Annotated in this window: 10 protein-coding genes and 1 pseudogene; 7 read left to right on the top strand and 4 right to left on the bottom strand. The window is 62.3% G+C overall.

Annotated features, from left to right (window positions below):
• The first annotated feature begins 394 nt into the window (after positions 1-394).
• Positions 395-2,470, top strand: coding sequence for a TonB-dependent receptor (locus tag ABS88_RS02870; protein WP_058815469.1), 2,076 nt, complete (start codon positions 395-397; stop codon positions 2,468-2,470).
• 652 nt (positions 2,471-3,122) lie between these two features.
• Here the strand turns inward: ABS88_RS02870 and ABS88_RS02865 are convergent.
• On the bottom strand, positions 3,123-4,262 hold the full coding sequence (locus ABS88_RS02865) for an ABC transporter substrate-binding protein (protein WP_058815468.1): 1,140 nt from the start codon (positions 4,260-4,262) through the stop codon (positions 3,123-3,125).
• 79 nt (positions 4,263-4,341) lie between these two features.
• Between ABS88_RS02865 and ABS88_RS02860 the strand changes: the two genes are divergently transcribed.
• From ABS88_RS02860 to ABS88_RS02835, 6 genes and pseudogenes are all read left to right on the top strand, one after another.
• On the top strand, positions 4,342-5,010 hold the full coding sequence (locus ABS88_RS02860) for a response regulator transcription factor (protein WP_058815843.1): 669 nt from the start codon (positions 4,342-4,344) through the stop codon (positions 5,008-5,010).
• Positions 5,011-5,036: 26 nt separating this feature from the next.
• Positions 5,037-6,419 (top strand): sensor histidine kinase, encoded by a 1,383-nt coding sequence (locus ABS88_RS02855; protein ID WP_137889389.1) that lies wholly within the window; start codon positions 5,037-5,039, stop codon positions 6,417-6,419.
• A 158-nt stretch (positions 6,420-6,577) separates the two neighbouring features.
• Entirely contained in the window at positions 6,578-7,918 is a 1,341-nt protein-coding gene (locus ABS88_RS02850) for a CitMHS family transporter (RefSeq protein WP_058815466.1), read from the top strand.
• Positions 7,911-9,008: an AbrB family transcriptional regulator gene (locus tag ABS88_RS02845; RefSeq protein WP_058815465.1), complete on the top strand. Its 1,098-nt coding sequence runs from the start codon at positions 7,911-7,913 to the stop codon at positions 9,006-9,008. The genes ABS88_RS02850 and ABS88_RS02845 overlap by 8 nt, the downstream gene beginning before the upstream one ends.
• A 118-nt stretch (positions 9,009-9,126) precedes the next feature.
• Positions 9,127-12,252: a TonB-dependent receptor domain-containing protein gene (locus ABS88_RS02840; protein WP_058815464.1), complete on the top strand. Its 3,126-nt coding sequence runs from the start codon at positions 9,127-9,129 to the stop codon at positions 12,250-12,252.
• A gap of 134 nt (positions 12,253-12,386) precedes the next feature.
• A pseudogene (locus ABS88_RS02835) lies at positions 12,387-12,701 on the top strand (ATP-binding protein); the annotation flags it as partial.
• A gap of 479 nt (positions 12,702-13,180) precedes the next feature.
• On the opposite strand, the gene ABS88_RS02830 reads toward ABS88_RS02835, so the two are convergent.
• The 3 genes from ABS88_RS02830 to traA form a co-directional block, all read right to left on the bottom strand.
• Positions 13,181-13,783 carry a glutathione S-transferase family protein gene (locus ABS88_RS02830; RefSeq protein ID WP_137889384.1) on the bottom strand — a complete coding sequence of 201 codons (603 nt, stop codon included), beginning with the start codon at positions 13,781-13,783 and terminating at the stop codon, positions 13,181-13,183.
• A gap of 113 nt (positions 13,784-13,896) precedes the next feature.
• Positions 13,897-14,601, bottom strand: a complete 705-nt coding sequence (locus tag ABS88_RS02825; protein WP_058815462.1) for a DUF6118 family protein — start codon at positions 14,599-14,601, stop codon at positions 13,897-13,899.
• Between the two features lie 9 nt (positions 14,602-14,610).
• Positions 14,611-17,550, bottom strand: coding sequence for a Ti-type conjugative transfer relaxase TraA (gene traA / locus ABS88_RS02820; RefSeq protein WP_058815461.1), 2,940 nt, complete (start codon positions 17,548-17,550; stop codon positions 14,611-14,613).
• Positions 17,551-17,642 lie beyond the last annotated feature (92 nt).

Below are 17,642 nucleotides of genomic sequence, written 5' to 3'. Positions count from 1 at the left end.
GGGGCATGCCCCACCCCGGAATACACCATCGCCTACACCGGAAATTACACCACGAGCGCGGACGCTAACCTGCAAGCGTTTGAAAGCCGACGTCGATAATTGTTGACGGGAAGTTCGCCGAAATGTCCGAGAGCACGTCAGAGCGTCGTCGGCTCGCCGGTCGCAGTCTGGGGCTATCTCCTCGAGCAGAAGCGCGGTGAGGGGATGCCCCCTAGGAGCCTCTACCATCATGAAAGCGTGAAATCCTGCCCCTGGACGATGACGATCGGGGTAGTCCGCCGCCGCCTTTTTTAGCCATCAGCGCACCACATTTTCCTCACTGCTGCTTAATATTGCAAATCAATCGCATTATCTGTAGGGGCCCGCGATCATCGCTGCTCTCAGGGGGAATTTCATGAAATCCAAATTGCTATTGTCGGCTGCCTTGCTTGCGTTTCCAACCGCCGCGACGGCGGCCGAAGCCGAATCGGACGACAGCCGCACGATCATCGTCACCGGCAAAGCCGACGGCTATTTCGCGGAAAACTCCGTCACTGCGACCAAGACCGACACGCCGCTCATCGACGTGCCGCAGACCATCTCGGTGGTAACGCGCGAGCGGCTGGACGATCAGGCACAGCACAGCATCGCCGACGTCCTGCGCTACGTGCCGGGAACCACCATCGGCCAGGGTGAAGGAAACCGCGACCAGATTACCCTGCGCGGCCAGAATACGACCGCCGACTTCTTCCTCGATGGCGTGCGCGACGACGTGCAATATTATCGCGGCCTGTACAACATCGAGCGCATCGAGGTCCTCAAGGGCCCCTTCGCGCTGATTTTCGGCCGCGGCGGCAGCGGCGGCATCATCAATCGCGTGCAGAAGACGCCTTCCGCAGAGGCGCTGGCGATCGGCGGCTCGGCGAGCGTCAACACCTTCGGCGCGTGGGACGTGACGGCGGACATCAATGCGCCGATCAGCGGCAATGCCGCTTTCCGCCTCAACGCCAATTATGAGAGCCTCGACAATCACCGCGATTTCTTCGAGGGCGAGCGCTATGCGATCAATCCCTATTTCGCGGTCAACCTAGGGCAGTGGCAGCTCGGCCTCTCGTACGAATATGTGAACGACGATCGCGTCACCGACCGCGGTGTACCTTCGATCGCCACTGCGGCGGGCCAGCCGAACCGCCCGATCACCGGCTATCGGGACACATTCATTGGCGTCCCGGGTGTCAATCGCGCTGGACTCGAGGCGCATATCGTCAAGGCGCGGCTCGATGGCGAACTCGCGGAAAACCTGAACTGGTCGACCACACTGCTCTATGGCGACTATGACAAATATTACACCAATGTTTTCGCCAATGGCGCCGCCACCGGCCAGACGGGCACCGTCGCACTGTCCAGCTATACCGATCCGACGACGCGGCAGAACTTCATCGCGCAGAGCAATCTGGTGTGGGACGTGAACTTCGGATCGATCGGCAACAAGATCCTGCTCGGCCTCGAATATGGCGATCAGGATTCCACCAACCAGCGCCGGAACGGAACGCTATCGAGCAGCACGCTCAACCTCGCCAATATCGTCTATCCGACGGTCACCTTTGGCGCGCTCGCCCGGAACACCGAGTCCGACGTGCAGTTCTTCTCGGCCTATGCACAGGACCAGATCAGCTTTGGAGCGCATGTCGATCTGGTGGTCGGCCTTCGCTACGACCGGTTCGAGATCAAGGGCACCGATCTGGTCGGCACGCCGCGACCCTTCGCGCGCACTGACGAGAAGGTTTCCCCGCGCGTCGGTCTGATCCTGAAGCCACGTGACAATATCTCGGTCTATGGCAGCTACAGCCGGTCCTTCCTGCCGCGCTCGGGCGACCAGTTCCTGACGATGTCGGCGACGCAGCAGAATCTCGCACCCGAAAGGTTCACCAATTATGAGGTCGGCGCCAAGTGGGACATCCGGCCCGATCTCAATGTCACGCTCGCGCTGTTCCAGCTCGATCGGACCAATGCGACGACTCCCGATCCGAACAACGTCACCGCGACGATCAACGTCGGCGAGACGCGGACCAAAGGCGTCGAACTGGCGTTGACCGGCCGGATCACGCCCAATTGGCAAGTGAGCGGTGGCTATACCTATCAGGATGCGCAGCTTCGCGGGAACGGTTTCGTGCGGCTGGCGCAGGTGCCGAAGCACCAGTTCGCCTTGTGGAATCGCTATGACTTCAACAGCAGCGTTGGCGCGGGTATCGGCGTGATCCATCAGTCGAGCCAGTTCGCGGCAATCCGGACATCGGCAACGACCACCCGCTTGCCCGCCTTTACCCGCGTGGACGCCGCGCTGTTCTTCAAGGCGAACGAGCGGATCGAGTTCCAGGTCAACGTCGAGAATTTGCTCGACGAGAGCTACTTCTCCGACGCGCACAACAACAATAACATCACGCCCGGCGCGCCGATCAACGCGCGCTTTACCGCTCGCGTGAAGTTCTGACGGCAAGCCGAGAGGGCGGGAGTGCCTTGCGCTCCCGCCCTCGACGCACCGTGGTTGACCAAATGCCCGTCCGTAGGCCGAATTGCAGTGCAGCGCCCCGAAGACGGTTCAGCAGCCTAGCCCCGCCCGTTGCTTCACCTGCGCTTATGCGCGACAACACCCCTCGGTCTCTGGTTGCAGCTGGATGAAAGACAGGGGTCACGTCAGGACCAGCATTTCGCCTGTTGCTAGCCGCTGTATTCGGTTGCTCGTGTGCGAATGCCATGCACGCTTGCCCCACCATAGCCGAGATCGATTCCAACGACGTCCGCGTGGCAAATATGGTCGTTGCAGGGCGCATTCCGGCGCAAAGCGCGGCGAGGTCCACGCCACCGTCATGGGTCGCTCATCGGCATTCTCGACTTCGTAAATGACAACCTGCAACCCGACACCGGCCGGGCTATAATAAAGGTGGTCCCGGGTTCCCGGAGACACCAGTATTATAATTCGCTGGAAGTGGCTATTTGAACGTTGGGGCGATTTGCCCGAGTCTACCGGAGGCGAGCGGCTCCGCTTTGGCGCACGCCTCGGCAAGTATTGCCTACAGGCTAAGAAGAAGGCCGATTGATCGGTGGTAGAATGCGCCCAAAGCGCTCCGTGAGGTTGTCCGCTATCACCCTGTTGGACCAATCTGCTTGCTTGATGCTGCGCCGGCCTCAATTTCGCGATTCCACTGTTTCATGAATCGGTTACGGGTCAGCTTGTCCTGCGCGATGAGCAGTTCAGGACCTACGCGTATTGCTCGCATCGGTGCCGTGGTGCCGCGCAGTTCCATCGGCCGCTCCACGTCGCTGCGCACCGAGGGCATCGCATGGCGGGTAAGCAGCACCTGGCCCTTGGCGGACAACAGAAAATCCAGAAACAACCGCGCGGCGTTGGGATGGCCGGACGTGGTCGGGATCATGGCGATCCGCGACATGACCAGCGTGTAGTCGGCGGGGAACACGACCCCCAGCTCGGGATTGCGAGCCGCCTCGTCCAAGGCATAGGATCCGAGGACATTATAGCCGATCACCGACCGTCCGCTCGAAACATCCTTGATCACCTCTTCGCTAGTCGAAAAAAAACGGGCCCGGTTGGCGCCAAGGCCATGAGCCATCTGCCAGACGTGACCGCTGGTGGCATTGTCCTGCGACAGACAGAGATAGCCGACCGACGATGAAGCGGGATCATAGGTCGCGATACGTCCCTGCAATTCCGTGTCGCGCTGTTCGAGCAACCGGACGAAGTCCATATGGTTGCGCGGGACACGCTCGGGCGACAGCAGCGCCTTGTTGTAGACCATGACAACCGGTTCGGCGGTAACGCCCCAGGCTTGATTCTTCCAGTTCGCCCAATCGGGCAGATTTCCCTTTTCGGGCGAGTCATAGGACTGGGCATAGCCGTCGTTCACGAGCTTGATCTGCATGTCCATCGACGACGAAAGGAGGAGGTCGGGATTTCCGCGCCCGGCCTTTTCTTCGTCCAGAAACCGGTCGCGGACATCGCGGGCGGACAGATCGTGATAGTCGGTCGTTATCCCGGGATAGGCGCGTTCGAATGCAGACAGGAGATCGCGCATGACCTTCCGGTCGGTCGTCGACCAGATGACAAGCCGGCCTTCCTTCGTGCCGTCCTCGACAAGGTTCGCGTAAGAAACGTCGTAGCCCGCGGGAACCCGCGCGGCATAGTCGGTGTCCGGGGAACAGCCACCCGAAAGCCCAAAAATTCCGACCCAGAGCCCGAGGCAACGGACGATGCCGCGTGATTTCATCGGGGCTTTCCCCTTCGCACGTCACTCTCCCTTTAAATCTCCTGTGGACCAATATGCCGAGTTTCGCCAGATTGAAGCGATGGCGAGGATATTGCTTGTCGAAGATGATCCGCCCCTCGCGCGCGGTGTTTCCGCACTGCTGAGGAGCGCGGGGCATTCGGTCGATGTTGCCGAGGACGGCGAAACCGCGATGATGGTCGTCCGCGAGGAACCCTATGCGCTGGTGGTGCTCGACATCGGACTGCCGGACATTTCCGGCCTCGACGTCCTGAATGCGATCCGGCGCGGCGAATCCAAGGTTCCCGTACTGGTCCTGACCGCGCGCGATGCGATCGAGGACCGCATCGCGGGGCTGGACCATGGCGCCGACGATTATTTGCTGAAGCCCTTCGATGCGGGCGAACTCGAGGCTCGCGTTCGCGCGCTGCTGCGCCGCGCGGCGGGCGAGGCGTCGCCGCTGACGACGATCGGCCGGCTGACCATCGATCCTGCTCGTCGTATCGCGGCGGTCGACGGACGGACGCTCGATTTGCGGCGCCGCGAATGGGCCGTCCTCGAACGCCTCTCGGCGCAGACGGGCAAGGTCGTGCCAAAGGAAAGGTTGAGCGCGGAGGTGTTCGGTTACGATGAACCCGTGTCACCGAACGCGATCGAGGTTTATGTCGCGCGCCTTCGCCGCAAGCTCGAGCCCGATGGTCCTGCAATCCGGACAATCCGTGGCCTCGGCTATGTGATCGAACCGCGTTGAAGTCAGCCCGGCCGCGGGAAGGGTCGTTGACGGGCCGGATGCTCGGATGGCTGGTCCTGCCGGTTGCGATGCTGGCGCTGGTCCTCGGGGTCGCCGGTTCTTTTGCGATTACCCGCACGGTCGGCGCCGTTAACGACCGGATATTGAGCGCGGCATCACGCGGCATAGCCGACTCGCTGGGCAGCGACGATGGCGAAATCACCCTCGATCTTTCACCTGCCGTATTCGGAATGCTGGAGAATAACGCGCGCGACAATGTCTATTACAGCGTCCGGCGGGGGCGCGAAATCCTGACCGGCTATACGGACCTGCCCCAGATCCGGATCGACCCGGCGCGGCAGGAGGAGTTTACTTTCGCCGAAAGTCGATACCTGGGACATGAAGTCCGTATCGTGGCGGTTACCCGGATCGTGCCGCAGGTCAGCGAGCCGATCGTCGTTCAGGTCGCCGAAACGCTCGATGCGCGCAAGCGTATGGCGCGTGGACTGCTGGTCGGGCTCGCGGTGCTGGAGCTCGCGCTCATTGCTACCGCAGCCATGCTGATGCCGATCGCCGTGCGTCGCGGCCTTGCTCCGCTGAAGCGTTTGCAGGCCGAAATGGATCGACGCGGTGCGGAGGACCTGACCCCGCTTTCGGCTGCCGGCGTTCCGGGCGAACTCGGCGATCTGGTCAGTGCATTCAACACCATGCTCGCCCGGCTCGACAGCGGATTTGCGGGCATTCGCCGGTTTACCGCCGATGCATCGCACCAGATGCGTACACCGCTGTCGGTCCTGCGCACCCATGTCGCGGTCCTCAAGCGGGCGAAGCCGGGAAGCGCCGAAGCGAAAGGGTCGATCGAAGATATCGACGATGCAGGAGCCCGGCTCAGCCATTTGCTGAACCAGCTGCTGTCACTGGCGCGCGTTGATAGCGGACATCCCGAACGGGTGATCCTTGAGCCGGCCGATCTTCGCCGGTTAGCGGCCGATGTCGTGAGCGGGCAGGAGGCCGTCGCGAGCGCAAGGCAGATTCGACTGCATCTCGGCGCGCCGCAGCGCGCGGTCGAGGTCCGGACCAACACGGCGCTGGCGACGGAAATGCTCGTCAACATCGTCGACAATGCCATTCGCTATAACCGGCCGGGCGGGCAGGTCAGCGTGATTGTCGATGAGCGACCCGCCGCGATCCGGGTTGAGGACGACGGGCCCGGCATTCCGCCCGAAGATCGCGAAAAGGTCTTTGAACGCTTCATTCGGCTGAACCCGCACGCCGGGAACGATGGCAGCGGATTGGGATTGTCGATCGCCCACTCGATCGCCGAGACTCTCGGCCTTGACCTCGGGCTCGACGGCGGTCCGGGTGATCGCGGTTTGCGGCTTACGATTATTTTCCCGCCAGACGCTGACAGCTTGGTGAAAGGTCCCTGAGCTAGTTGGTGTGCAAGGTTCCGGAACAGGAACAGCAATGAGGGAGGATTTGTGGCTATCCATCAAGGCGCGGACATGCCGGCATCTTTGCCGGCCCGCCGAAGCGCGGGGGGCCTTGTCCGGCCTCCGGCTGCGGCACCACTCGGCTGATCAGGACCATGTTGTCTCTCTACGCCTTCGCGATGGTCAGCGTCTTCATGACGCTGATCATGACCAAGCGTCTTTCCGCCATTGTCGCGCTGATTGTCGTGCCGGTTTCTTTCGCGCTGGTCGGATTTCTGTTGTTCGGGGCCTATCAGACCGACCTCGGCACGATGATGATGAACGGCGTGAAGCAACTCGCCCCGACCGGTGTCATGCTGGTCTTTGCGATCCTTTATTTCGGGCTGATGATCGATGTCGGCGTCTTCGACCCGTTAATCCGTGCGATCGTCCGCATCGTACACGGCGACCCCGTCCGCATCATGATCGGTTCCGCGCTGCTTGCGCTGATGGTATCGCTCGATGGGGACGGCGCGACGACCTACATGATCACCACCGCGGCAATGCTGCCCGTCTATCGTCATATGAAAATGGACGTCCGGATGCTCGCCTGCGTCGTGATCATGGCGGGCGGGGTGATGAATGTGCTGCCGTGGGGCGGCCCCACGGCGCGGGTTGCGAGCGCGCTCCATGTCGACGTCAGCGACATATTCCTGCCGCTGATCCCGTCGATGATCGCGACCGCGGCCTGGGTTGTGTTCGTCGCCTATCGTTTCGGACTGAAGGAACGCGACAGGCTGGCGAAGCTGCCGGTCGATGCGATCGACGAAGATGCGACCGCATCCGAAATCCTCGCAGCCGACGTCGAAAGCCATGTCGAGGCCCGGCGTCCACGGCTCTTCTGGTTCAATCTCGCGCTCACGTTCGGGCTCCTGGTAATGCTGGTCATGGGCGTCATGCCGCTAGCCGTCCTCTTCATGCTCGCCTTTGCGCTCGCGATGATGCTCAACTTCCCGTCGCTCGACGAACAGCGCGAACGGTTGTCGGCTCATGCGGGCAACGCGCTCGCGGTGGGCGGGCTGGTCTTTGCCGCCGGCATCTTCACCGGCATCCTTTCGGGGACGCAAATGGTCGATGCGATGGCCGCTACGGTGACCCACGCGGTGCCGGAAAGCATGGGTCCCTATCTGGCGCCGATCACCGCCGTGCTGAGTGCGCCCTTTACCTTCTTCATTTCCAACGACGCCTTTTACTACGGCATCGTACCCATCCTTGCCGAAACGGGGACGCATTACGGCATCAGTCCTGTCGAGATGGGGCGCGCCTCGCTGGTCGGGCAGCAGGTGCATCTGTTGAGCCCGCTCGTCGCCTCGACCTTCCTCCTCGTGAGCTTCGTCGGAATCGAGCTTGGCGAGCATCAGCGCTTCACTCTCAAATGGGCGCTTGGCTCATGCGTCGTCTTTTTCTTCGCCGCGATCCTGACCGGCGCGTTCCCGTTCGTCGCTGCAGGTGGATGACGGCACGGACGAGGCGGCCGGGAAGCAATATCCGCGGCCTCCGCTGACCCGCTGGGCCGCGCTGCTCGCACTCTCGATCGCGCTGACCGGATTGCTGGAACTGCTTGCCGTTCCGGCGGCCATGCTGCTCGGCCCGATGCTTGCCGGCATCGTCCTTGCGATGCGAGGCAAGACGGTAACCGTGCCGCGCCCCTGCTTCCTCGCGTCGCAGGCGGTCATCGGCTGTCTGATCGCGCGCTATTTCGAGCCGGGGTTGCTGGCGACGCTGGCGAACGACTGGCCCGTCTTCGTCGGCGTGACCTTCGCTGTCTTTGCCGCGAGTTTTGTACTCGGCTATCTCCTGATGCGGTCGGGCGCGGTGCCGGGCACTGCCGCGATCTGGGGATCGGCCCCCGGCGGGGCGGCGCCGATGGTGATTCTAGCCGACGCCTATGGCGCCGACGCGCGTCTGGTTGCGGTTATTACCTATATGCGCGTCCTGACCGTCGTCGTTGTGGCGTCCGTTCTGCTGGTGTTTGTAGGCGACGGCCATACCGCTCCGGACAGGTCGGTGGCGCTGTGGCAAGGATTCGATCTCGCGGCGCTGGGTGTCACCCTACTGGTCGTGCTGGCGAGCGTTGTCGCCGGCCTGGTACTGCGTATCCCGGCGGGGCCGATGATCAGCGCGATTGTCATCGGCACGGCGTGGAACTGGTGGTCGGGCGCGGCGTTGGCAACCCCGGCTCCGCTCCTCGCCGCCGCCTACGCCTTCATCGGCTGGCGCATCGGCCTGACGTTCAGCCGCGACGTGGTAGCCAGCGCGGCGCGCAGCCTGCCATGGATCATTCTTTCCTCGCTGGTGCTGGTCGCCATGTGCGCCGGGCTGGGCGGCCTTCTGGTCTGGCAACTCGGCATCGATCCGGTCACAGCCTATCTCGCTACCAGTCCCGGCGGGCTCGATTCGATCGCGATCATCGCGGTGTCGACGCACAGCGACACGCCGCTCGTGATGTCGTTGCAGGCGATGCGATTTCTGGTCGCCTTGTCGCTTGGACCGCGTGTGGCCATGTTCGTTTCAAATAAATTTAGTAAAATCAATGCTATGACATGATTCCCTGCATGTCGGGCGGCGACAGCTTGGTGACAGCTTGCGTGCCTAATGTGGGAAAAGAGGCTCGAAGAATCGGGTCCGCAACAAGTGATCGGCAAGACCGGTCAGGGGAGGATTTATGGCAGGCAAGGTGCGCGCCCGGAAGCTATGGGCCTATTCGCAAAGCAGTAGCGGATCGATTGCGATCGCGATGATGGCGAAGGTCGCGGTGTCGCGCGTTCCCGCCGTCCGCCTTTCGAGCGTGACGCTCGCGGGATGCGTCGCCGGCCTGATCGGTGTCCCGGCCGGTACCGCTCGCGCTCAGGAGGTCGACGCGACCGCCGTCGAAGGTGCGGAAACATCCGATGCGGCAGGCAATGCGGAAATTATCGTAACGGGCTCGCTGATCGCGCGCCGCGATGCGCGGTCTTCTAGCCCGATTTCCACCGTCGGCGAAAGCGAACTTTCCGCGACGGGGCAGCCTTCGCTCGACAAGGTGATCGGACAGTTGCCGCAATTTGCGGGTGGGCAAGGCGCCGCCGAGGTCGGCGACACGCAGGGCACCATCGGCTTTGGCGGCGGCCAGTCCTACAGCGACCTGCGCGGGCTCGGCCCGAACCGCTCGCTCGTTTTGCTCGATGGTCGCCGGCTCATGCCGTCGAGCCCCGATGGCGCCATCGATCTCAACACCATTCCATCGTCGCTGATCGGGTCGGTCGAGGTGATCACCGGCGGCGCGTCGGCGACCTATGGATCGGATGCGGTCGCCGGGGTTACCAATTTCAAGCTGCGCACAAATCTGGACGGCCTCGAACTGTCCGCGAAAAAGGGGATTACCGACCAAGGCGACGGCGATACCACCAGCGTGAGCGCTGCCTTCGGTGCGGATTTCGCCGAGGACCGCGGCAATTTCCTCTTTGCCGTGGAATATGCAGAACGCGGGGCGGTGATCGGCAGCGCCCGGCCCTTTTTCGCCAATATCCGGCAGCTTGCCCGCCCTCCGGAAGGCATTATCGCGGCCGGAAACTATGGCGGCGGCGCGCCGACGATCGCTGCCGTCAACGCCGTTCTGGCGCGATATGCCGGAACTACGCCGATTTCCGGCAGCGGCCTCTATAACGGGGCGATCGGGGTCAATGGCGACGGCACGATATTCACCGACCTTGCCGGAACCAATTGCGTCCAGAACTATCGCGGCCTCAACCAGGGCGTCGTGGGCCTCAACATCAGCAGCAACTGCCGCCAGGTCCAGATCGCACTCGGCCAATATTTCGCCGTCCAGGTCCCGCTGAAACGCTACAATGCCTTTGCGCGGCTGACCTATGAATTCAGCCCCGAAATTACCGGCTATGCCCAATTCGGCTATCTGCGTTCGGAAGCCTTCAGCCGGACCGGGCCCGGCTCGTCGAAACCGTCGGCACCCTTGCTGGTGCCCCAGAACAATCCCTTCCTGACGGGCAACGCCGATCTGCGCGCCATTCTGAATTCGATCACGCCAACCCCGACCGGAAATATCATCGTCACCAAGGCGCTGACCACGCTCGGCAACCGCCTGTCGTCCTTCGACAATGACGTCTGGCAAGCCGTATTGGGCCTGAAAGGCGAAATTCCGGGCACCTCGTTGCAATGGAATGTCTACGGATCCTACGGAAAGTCGAAATTCGTCAACGTGATGGCGGGTGATATCAGCCTCGCGGCCGTCACGAGCGTACTCAACGGGACCGCCAACTACAGCGGCCCCGCTGGCACCTGCCGCGGCTATGCTTGGAATCCGCTCGGTCTCGATCCGCTCAGCCCGGGCTGCCTCGAATATGTTGGTCGCACGAACATCAACGTGAACGACCAGTCGCAAAGGATCGTCGAGGCGACGATCCAGGGCCCTCTTTTCACTCTTCCGGCGGGTGATCTGAGCTTCGCGCTCGGTGCCGGGAACCGCCAGACTTCGTTCGATTATCTTCCCGATTCGACACTCTCGACCAACGATTCGATCGGCTACGGATTTGTGAGCGCGGCGTCGGGGAAGCAGAAGGTCAGCGAGGTTTTCGCCGAATTGCTCGTGCCGATCCTCAGGGATACGCCCTTCTTCCAGGAACTCACAGCAAACCTCGGCTATCGCTATTCGGATTATAGCCTGTTCGGGGGGCAGCACACCTACAAGGCCGATCTGAGCTGGCGTCCCGTCGAGCCGGTGTTCGTGCGCGGCAGCTATTCTGTCGCGATCCGCGCGCCCAGCCTCGGCAATCTGTTCGGGCCGACGTCGGTCGCGCAGCTGCCGATCGGGACGGGCCCGAATGCGGGCGATCCCTGCGCGGTCGGCAGCATCTATCGCACCGGGGGGAGCGCGAGCCAGGTGCAGGCGCTGTGCCAGGCACAGGGCGTTCCCGCGGCGATCTATCCGACCTATACCTATGGCATTTCAACCGTCGCCGGGCAGGATGGCAGTAACGTCAATCTGACGCCGGAGCGGGCCAAGACCTATTCGTTCGGGGTGGTGTTGACACCGCGTTTCGACAGCAAGCTGTTCGACAAGGTCAGCCTGTCGGTGGATTATTACAATATCCGGATCAAGGACGCGATCGGATCGCTGCTGCTTTCGGATATCCTGCCGCGCTGTTTCAATTCGGATGGCGCGAGCAATCCATCCTATTCGGTGAACAACGCCTATTGTCAGCGCATTTCGCGCGATCCTCTGACCGGGCAGATTGCGTTGGGCCAGCAGGGGCTCTTCAACTTCGCCACCTACACGGTCGCAGGCATCGATACCCAGTTCACTTGGGGTTTCGGGCTCGAAGCGCTCGGGATGTCGCCGTCGGCGGGCGCGCTCGAATTCAGCACGACCGCATCCTACCTGCGCCAGTACAAGGTGGCGGGCCTTCTGGGATCACCCACGCTCAACTATGCCGGAAGCGCCGGGTTCGGCGGTGTCGGCGGCGGGATTTCGCATCCCGAGTGGAAGATCAACACCCGCATCACCTATTCAAACGATGATTTCAGCCTGTCACTTCTGTGGCGGCATATCTCGGCGATGGTCCATTCGGACGTAGTTGCCAATCCGGCCTCGGCGACCCCCGGGGTTCCGGCTTACAATTATCTCGATCTCAACGCGGACTTCGATATCGACAAGCGCTTCTCCTTCGGATTGGGTGTGACGAATCTGACCGACAAGGCGCCGCCGTTCATCAGCGCTTCGCCGCTGACGACCGATGCTGCGACTTACGACGTGATCGGGCGCTCCTTCTACGCATCGATCAAGGCGAAATTCTAGCTATGGGGCCGATCATGATGTCGGCGCTCTCGCAGACCTGTTCATCCTGACTCGAGCTGGCTTCGCCGAAGCCAGCTCTTTTTTGGGGTGCTTCCGGCCGGATAGCGGACGCGTATAGGGCTACTTGGCCCTAAATGGTGACACGCCTCGAAGAGGAGACCCGGATCAGCAAGGGCGGGACCCTGGCGGCACAGCTATCGCGGCTCGACCTGGTGGTGCTCGATGAGCTTGGATATCTGCCCTTTGCGCGCTCGGGAGGACAGTTGCTGTTCCACCTCATCAGCAAGCTTTATGAGCGTACCAGCGTCATCATCACTACGAACCTCGCCTTCGGCGAATGGCCTACCGTGTTCGGCCACCCCAAAATGACCACGGCCCTGCTCGACCGCGTCACCCACCATTGCGATATCGTCGAGACCGGCAACGACAGCTGGCGCTTCAAAAACCGCAAATTGCCGCCCGGTTCGGCCGCTTTAAAATCTATCTTGCGCTGCGCGCGTCTCCGGTCGGGCTACGCCCGCCCTCCGCCGCACGCAGCGCTAGGCTCACCTCAACAAACCAACATCATATCCGAAAAGGGGCTCCCTCTTCGACGCCGATCGGGGGTCCCGTTTGAACGCCGTTTGACACACTTGGGTTTTCCGTAGGGGTCACCAGTCAAGCGGTTTATCGCGTTGATTTTACGTGAAAACTTCAAAATTGCCCAAACCTGACACCACAGGCGTTCCCACATTTCCCGTGGGCCGAAATGATATGATTCGGAACGCAACGGGACGGAAACAGCGCTGCTTCAAATCTTATTTTAGGCCACTGGCCGTTCGGATAGCGAATGATGCTCAACTATTTGGCTCACGTCTCACCGGAAATGGTAAAATCTGGACTGTCGAATTATCGCCAATCGCAGACCAAGGCAGCCAAATTGCCGAATTTAGCTAAGCGACTTTTGCAACGCCGGGCGGGCGAATAATCTGTCAACATACTCAAGCGTTTTGGGATGCGCATCGGTGAGCAGTTGAAGCCACTTCGCGGACCCCAGTGTAAAGCCCATCATGATGTCAGCAGCCGAAAAATCGTTTCCGGTAATATATGGCTGGGTAGCGAGGGCTGCTTCAATCTTGTTAAACACCGTGTTTGCGCTGTCACGCACCGCGCTGATGATTTCCTGATGTCGATCCGCATCATCCCGGTAGACTGTCAACCAAACGGTCGTATTGATGGCATTGGCGGCTGTGCCTTCTGCAAAATGCAGCCAGTAGAGATAGGCGGCACGATCCTTTGATCCGATAGGCGGCTCGAGCTGCCCATTTCCATACCGCTCCAAGAGATATTGGACGATCGCCCCCGACTCTGAAAGAGCGACATCGCCGTCTTCAATGTATGGGTATTGGCCTGACGGGGTATTCTGGGCGAATCCCCTGCTACCGTCTCGATTATACTCTGAACGTAATAACTCGTATTCGAGCCCCAACTCTTCCAAGAACCATCTGATTCTGACGGAGCGAGTAAGGGGAGCAAAGTGCAGTTTTAGCATCCACCGATGCTGTCACGAACAGCAGCTTTTGCGCAACGAGATTTTGTTGTCGGAAAGCCGTTATCGGTCGTTTGCTGACAGCAGGCTTCGTCGGGCTGCCCCGCGCGATATGCTCAAAGTTGCCGGTTCCTCACTCTAATCGTGCACCGCACCGGCTGCCTGACCTTGGTGGCCCGCTGCAAGCAAGCGTCGATCACCTCGCGGTTGTCACGGCGCATGTCGGCGGCCTCGGCGATGGCCTGCCACGCCGCCGGACTATCAGCGTGCATGATCCGAGTCCCCGCTTCCCATAGGGTCGGCTCACGAACGGTGCGCGCGGCGATGCGTTCCGGCAGGTGCCAGCTTGTCGGAAGGGTGCGCGCGACAAATCCGGGAAGCACCGACCACAGGAGGCACCCGGCGAGCAAGCCGCCGCCGACATACCACCAACGAAGTCTTTTTTGCTCGTAGATGGAGTTGGCCGTGCCGATGATCGCCCGCAGATCGCGGATTGCCTCGCCACGCTCCCGCTTCGCAGCCACAATCAAGACCTCGTCGTCGCGTCGCGCTCGTGCCGCCGCCGCCGTCATCCGCGCCTCGAAGTCTTCCGGAGTCATCTGCATGGCGGGCTGGCGCTCGATGGAGACAAGCCGGTTCGCCATCTCGCCCAGCGTCTTGCTGTAATCGGGAATGTCGATCTCTGATTTCTCGGTTGCGAGATGTTCGACCGCACGGCGCATCATCGCCATTTCGCCTTCTAGCCGGTTGAACGCCCGCGTCGCCGGATCGGAGTCCGGCTCGTCATAGGGCAGTCGGGGTAGCTGTCTGTCACTATTCATGCTGTCCTCCTATCGGCTCATGCCAAGGTTGCGGCCGTGATCGAACGGCACCGAGTCCGCGAGATCGCGCGCCACGCTGCGGCCCATGGCCGCATCAATTCCCAATTCCCGGCTGCGCCCGCGCAGCAGCGATTCGACCTGCGCGTCGCGTTCGAGGCTCTTCGCCATGCCCGCCATTTCCTGCCCGACGCGCTTCGCACCCCGGAAATCGCCGTCGCGCCGTAGATCGTCCTGCGCCTGCCGGAGCTGCTTCCAGCCCTCGACAAAGCGATCGGCGCGCTGGAACGGATCGGCCCGCAGTTCCGCTTCCTTGTTCATCGCCTGCACCGCAGCCTGGCTGCGCCCCTCCGCGGCCTCGTGGATAAGCTCCGGCTGGCGCTGGAGGGCGTTCTGCAAGTCGGTGGAGGCGTGAGGCCGGATCGCGTCTAATGCCTCTCCCGCCCTGTTCAGGGCGTCATGCTGATGGGGCAGCACGGGCAAGCCCCGGTCGCGCATCCGGGCGACCTCGTTCACCGCGCGCGCATAGCGTTCGACGGCGCGACGCTGGCCGGTGGCATGGGAGGGCTGGGTCTGTGCCTGCTCACTCCTCTGTTCAGGCGGACGGAAGCCCGCGAACATGCCCTGCTCACGCTGCTGGCCCTGCAGCGAGAGGCGCAACCCGTCGAAGATCCCGCGCGCCTTCTCCGCACCCGCGCGGGCGATTTCCGCGACGCGCTCGCCAATGCCGCGCCGCTCGGCGAACTCCTTGGCCGGATCGACGCGGGCATAATCGCTCGCCATGTCTTTCGCGCGCTCGCGGGACAGGGTGCGGGCAAGCTGGGCATCGTCCTTGAAGTCGTCGCGGCCATAGTGAAGGGCCAAGCCGTCGCGGTGGCGTGTCATACCGACATAGCTGCTATGACGGTCCATGCCGGGTGTCGCCAGCACATGGCCACGGTCGACGGTCATGCCCTGCGCCTTGTGGATCGTGGCTGCATAGCCATGATCGACATGAGCATAATCCTTCATGTCGAATGCGACGTTGCGCCCGTCATCGGTGCGAACGGTCATGCCCTGCTGATTGACCTGTTCGACGGTGCCCAGCGTGCCGTTCTTCACCTCAAGGCCGCGCTCATTACGCAGGAACATGATGCGGTCCCCCGATGCGAAGGGACGATCGCCGCGTTCGGTTTTCACGCGAACATCGTCGCCCAGTTCGCCCGCCGCGCGCATCCGGTCGCGCGCGGCCTCGTTGAGTTCGCGCACCTCGGCATTGGTGTGAGTGAGGATGATCCGGCTGGCGTCGGGGTTCGCTTGCCGGTCGCGATCCCACCGCTCGACAAGATCGCTCCGGGCCTGTTCGCGCGTCTCGGCGGTGTGAACCATACCGTGATCGGCGTAGGCGTTGATCGCCTCGCCGGTTCGGCCGGTCGCAAGATGCCGGGTAGCGTCCTGCTGCCAGCCCTCATGCTGGCGGCGAACCTCCGTAATCTCGACGCCGCCATGCCGTTCGTGGATCGCCCGGAACGCCGCACCCGCCTCGATGGCCTGCAACTGCTGCGGGTCGCCGACCAGCACGACCTTGGCGCCGGCGTCGGCGGCATGGGACAATACGCGCTCCATCTGGCGGGTGCCGACCATGCCAGCCTCGTCGATCACCAGCACATCGCGAGACGTGAGCATGTCGCGCCCCTGCGACCAACCATGTTCCATGCTGGCGATGGTGCGCGAGGCGATGCCAGAGCCATTCTCAAGCCCTTCGGCTGCGATGCCCGACAGCGCGACGCCGCGCACATTGAACCCGGCCTCTTCCCATGCCTCCCGCGCCACGCCCAGCATCGCGCTCTTGCCGGTCCCGGCGTAACCGACGACGACACTCAAACCCCTGCCATCGCTCGCATGTTCAAACGCCGCGCGCTGCTCGCCTGACAGGTCCAGCCCGCGCGCCGCCGCCGCGCGAAGCGCGCTTTCCCGGTCGCCCTCCGACACGCGATGTCGTTCGCGCTTCGCCATCAATTCCGAAGCGCGCTGCAACCGCTGTTCGGTGTCGATCATGTCGCGGCTGGTGAAGCGATCTTCGCCGCGCCCGTCCTTGCCGAGTTCGATCAAGTCGGGCGAACCGCGAACAGCGCTCATCGCCCGGTCGTATTGATCCTTCCCGTCGGTGTGGCGATGCACGAACATCGCAAGGTCGCGGTTGGTGAACGTCGCCTGATGGTGGGTGATTGCGTCGAGCGCGACGCGCGGCTCCGCGATGATGCGTTCGCCGTTGCGCTGCGCGACGGCGCGATGATCCTCGATGCGCTCGGACTCAAGCCCGCGCTCGCCCATGCGCGAGGCTGCGGGGCCGATCTTGTCTTGCGGCTCAAGGTCGATGCCCTGCGCTTCCAAGGATCGGTGATCGATGCGGGCGTCTATATCGAGTTCGGCAAGCCGCGCGTTGACGTGATTGGCCCAACGCTCGCGCCACTGCTCGACAAGTTCGGTGCGGTTCCACTCGCGGACCTTCTGCCCAAAACCGTCCTCACCCACCTCGCGCATGGTGAGCATGACATGGGCATGGGGTTTGGGCTGGCCGTCCGCACCGATGTCCCAATGCACATTCAAATCCGCGATCATCCCGCGATCGACAAATTCGGACTGCACGAAATCGCGGGCAAGCTCGATGCCATCGACCTTGCTCATCTCGCGCGGAATGGAAAATTCGACCTCGCGAGCAAGCTGCGCGTCCTTGCGCTTCTCGCATCCCTCGACCTCGTTCCAGAGGGTTTCCCGATCCGAGAAGCGTTCGGGCGCGCCTTCGGGCAACATGATCTCGTTATGCTCGACGCCGGACTTGGCGCGGAAATCATGGTCGCGGTCGAGCCGTTCATCGTGCAGCCGCTCGCCCGCACGATAGGCGGCTGCGGCAACGGCGCTGCGCCCGGCAGCGCGCCCGATGACTTTCGCGGAGAAGTGAAAGATTGCCATGACGGCAATCCATCTACGCCACCAAGCGCACGTCGGCACGACGTATAAGCGCGCCCTCCTCGAATAAATTCTCGGGCTGGACTAGGCGGTCC

Source organism: Sphingopyxis sp. SCN 67-31, from assembly GCF_001725095.1.
This window is presented reverse-complemented; position numbering and strand designations above follow the sequence as displayed.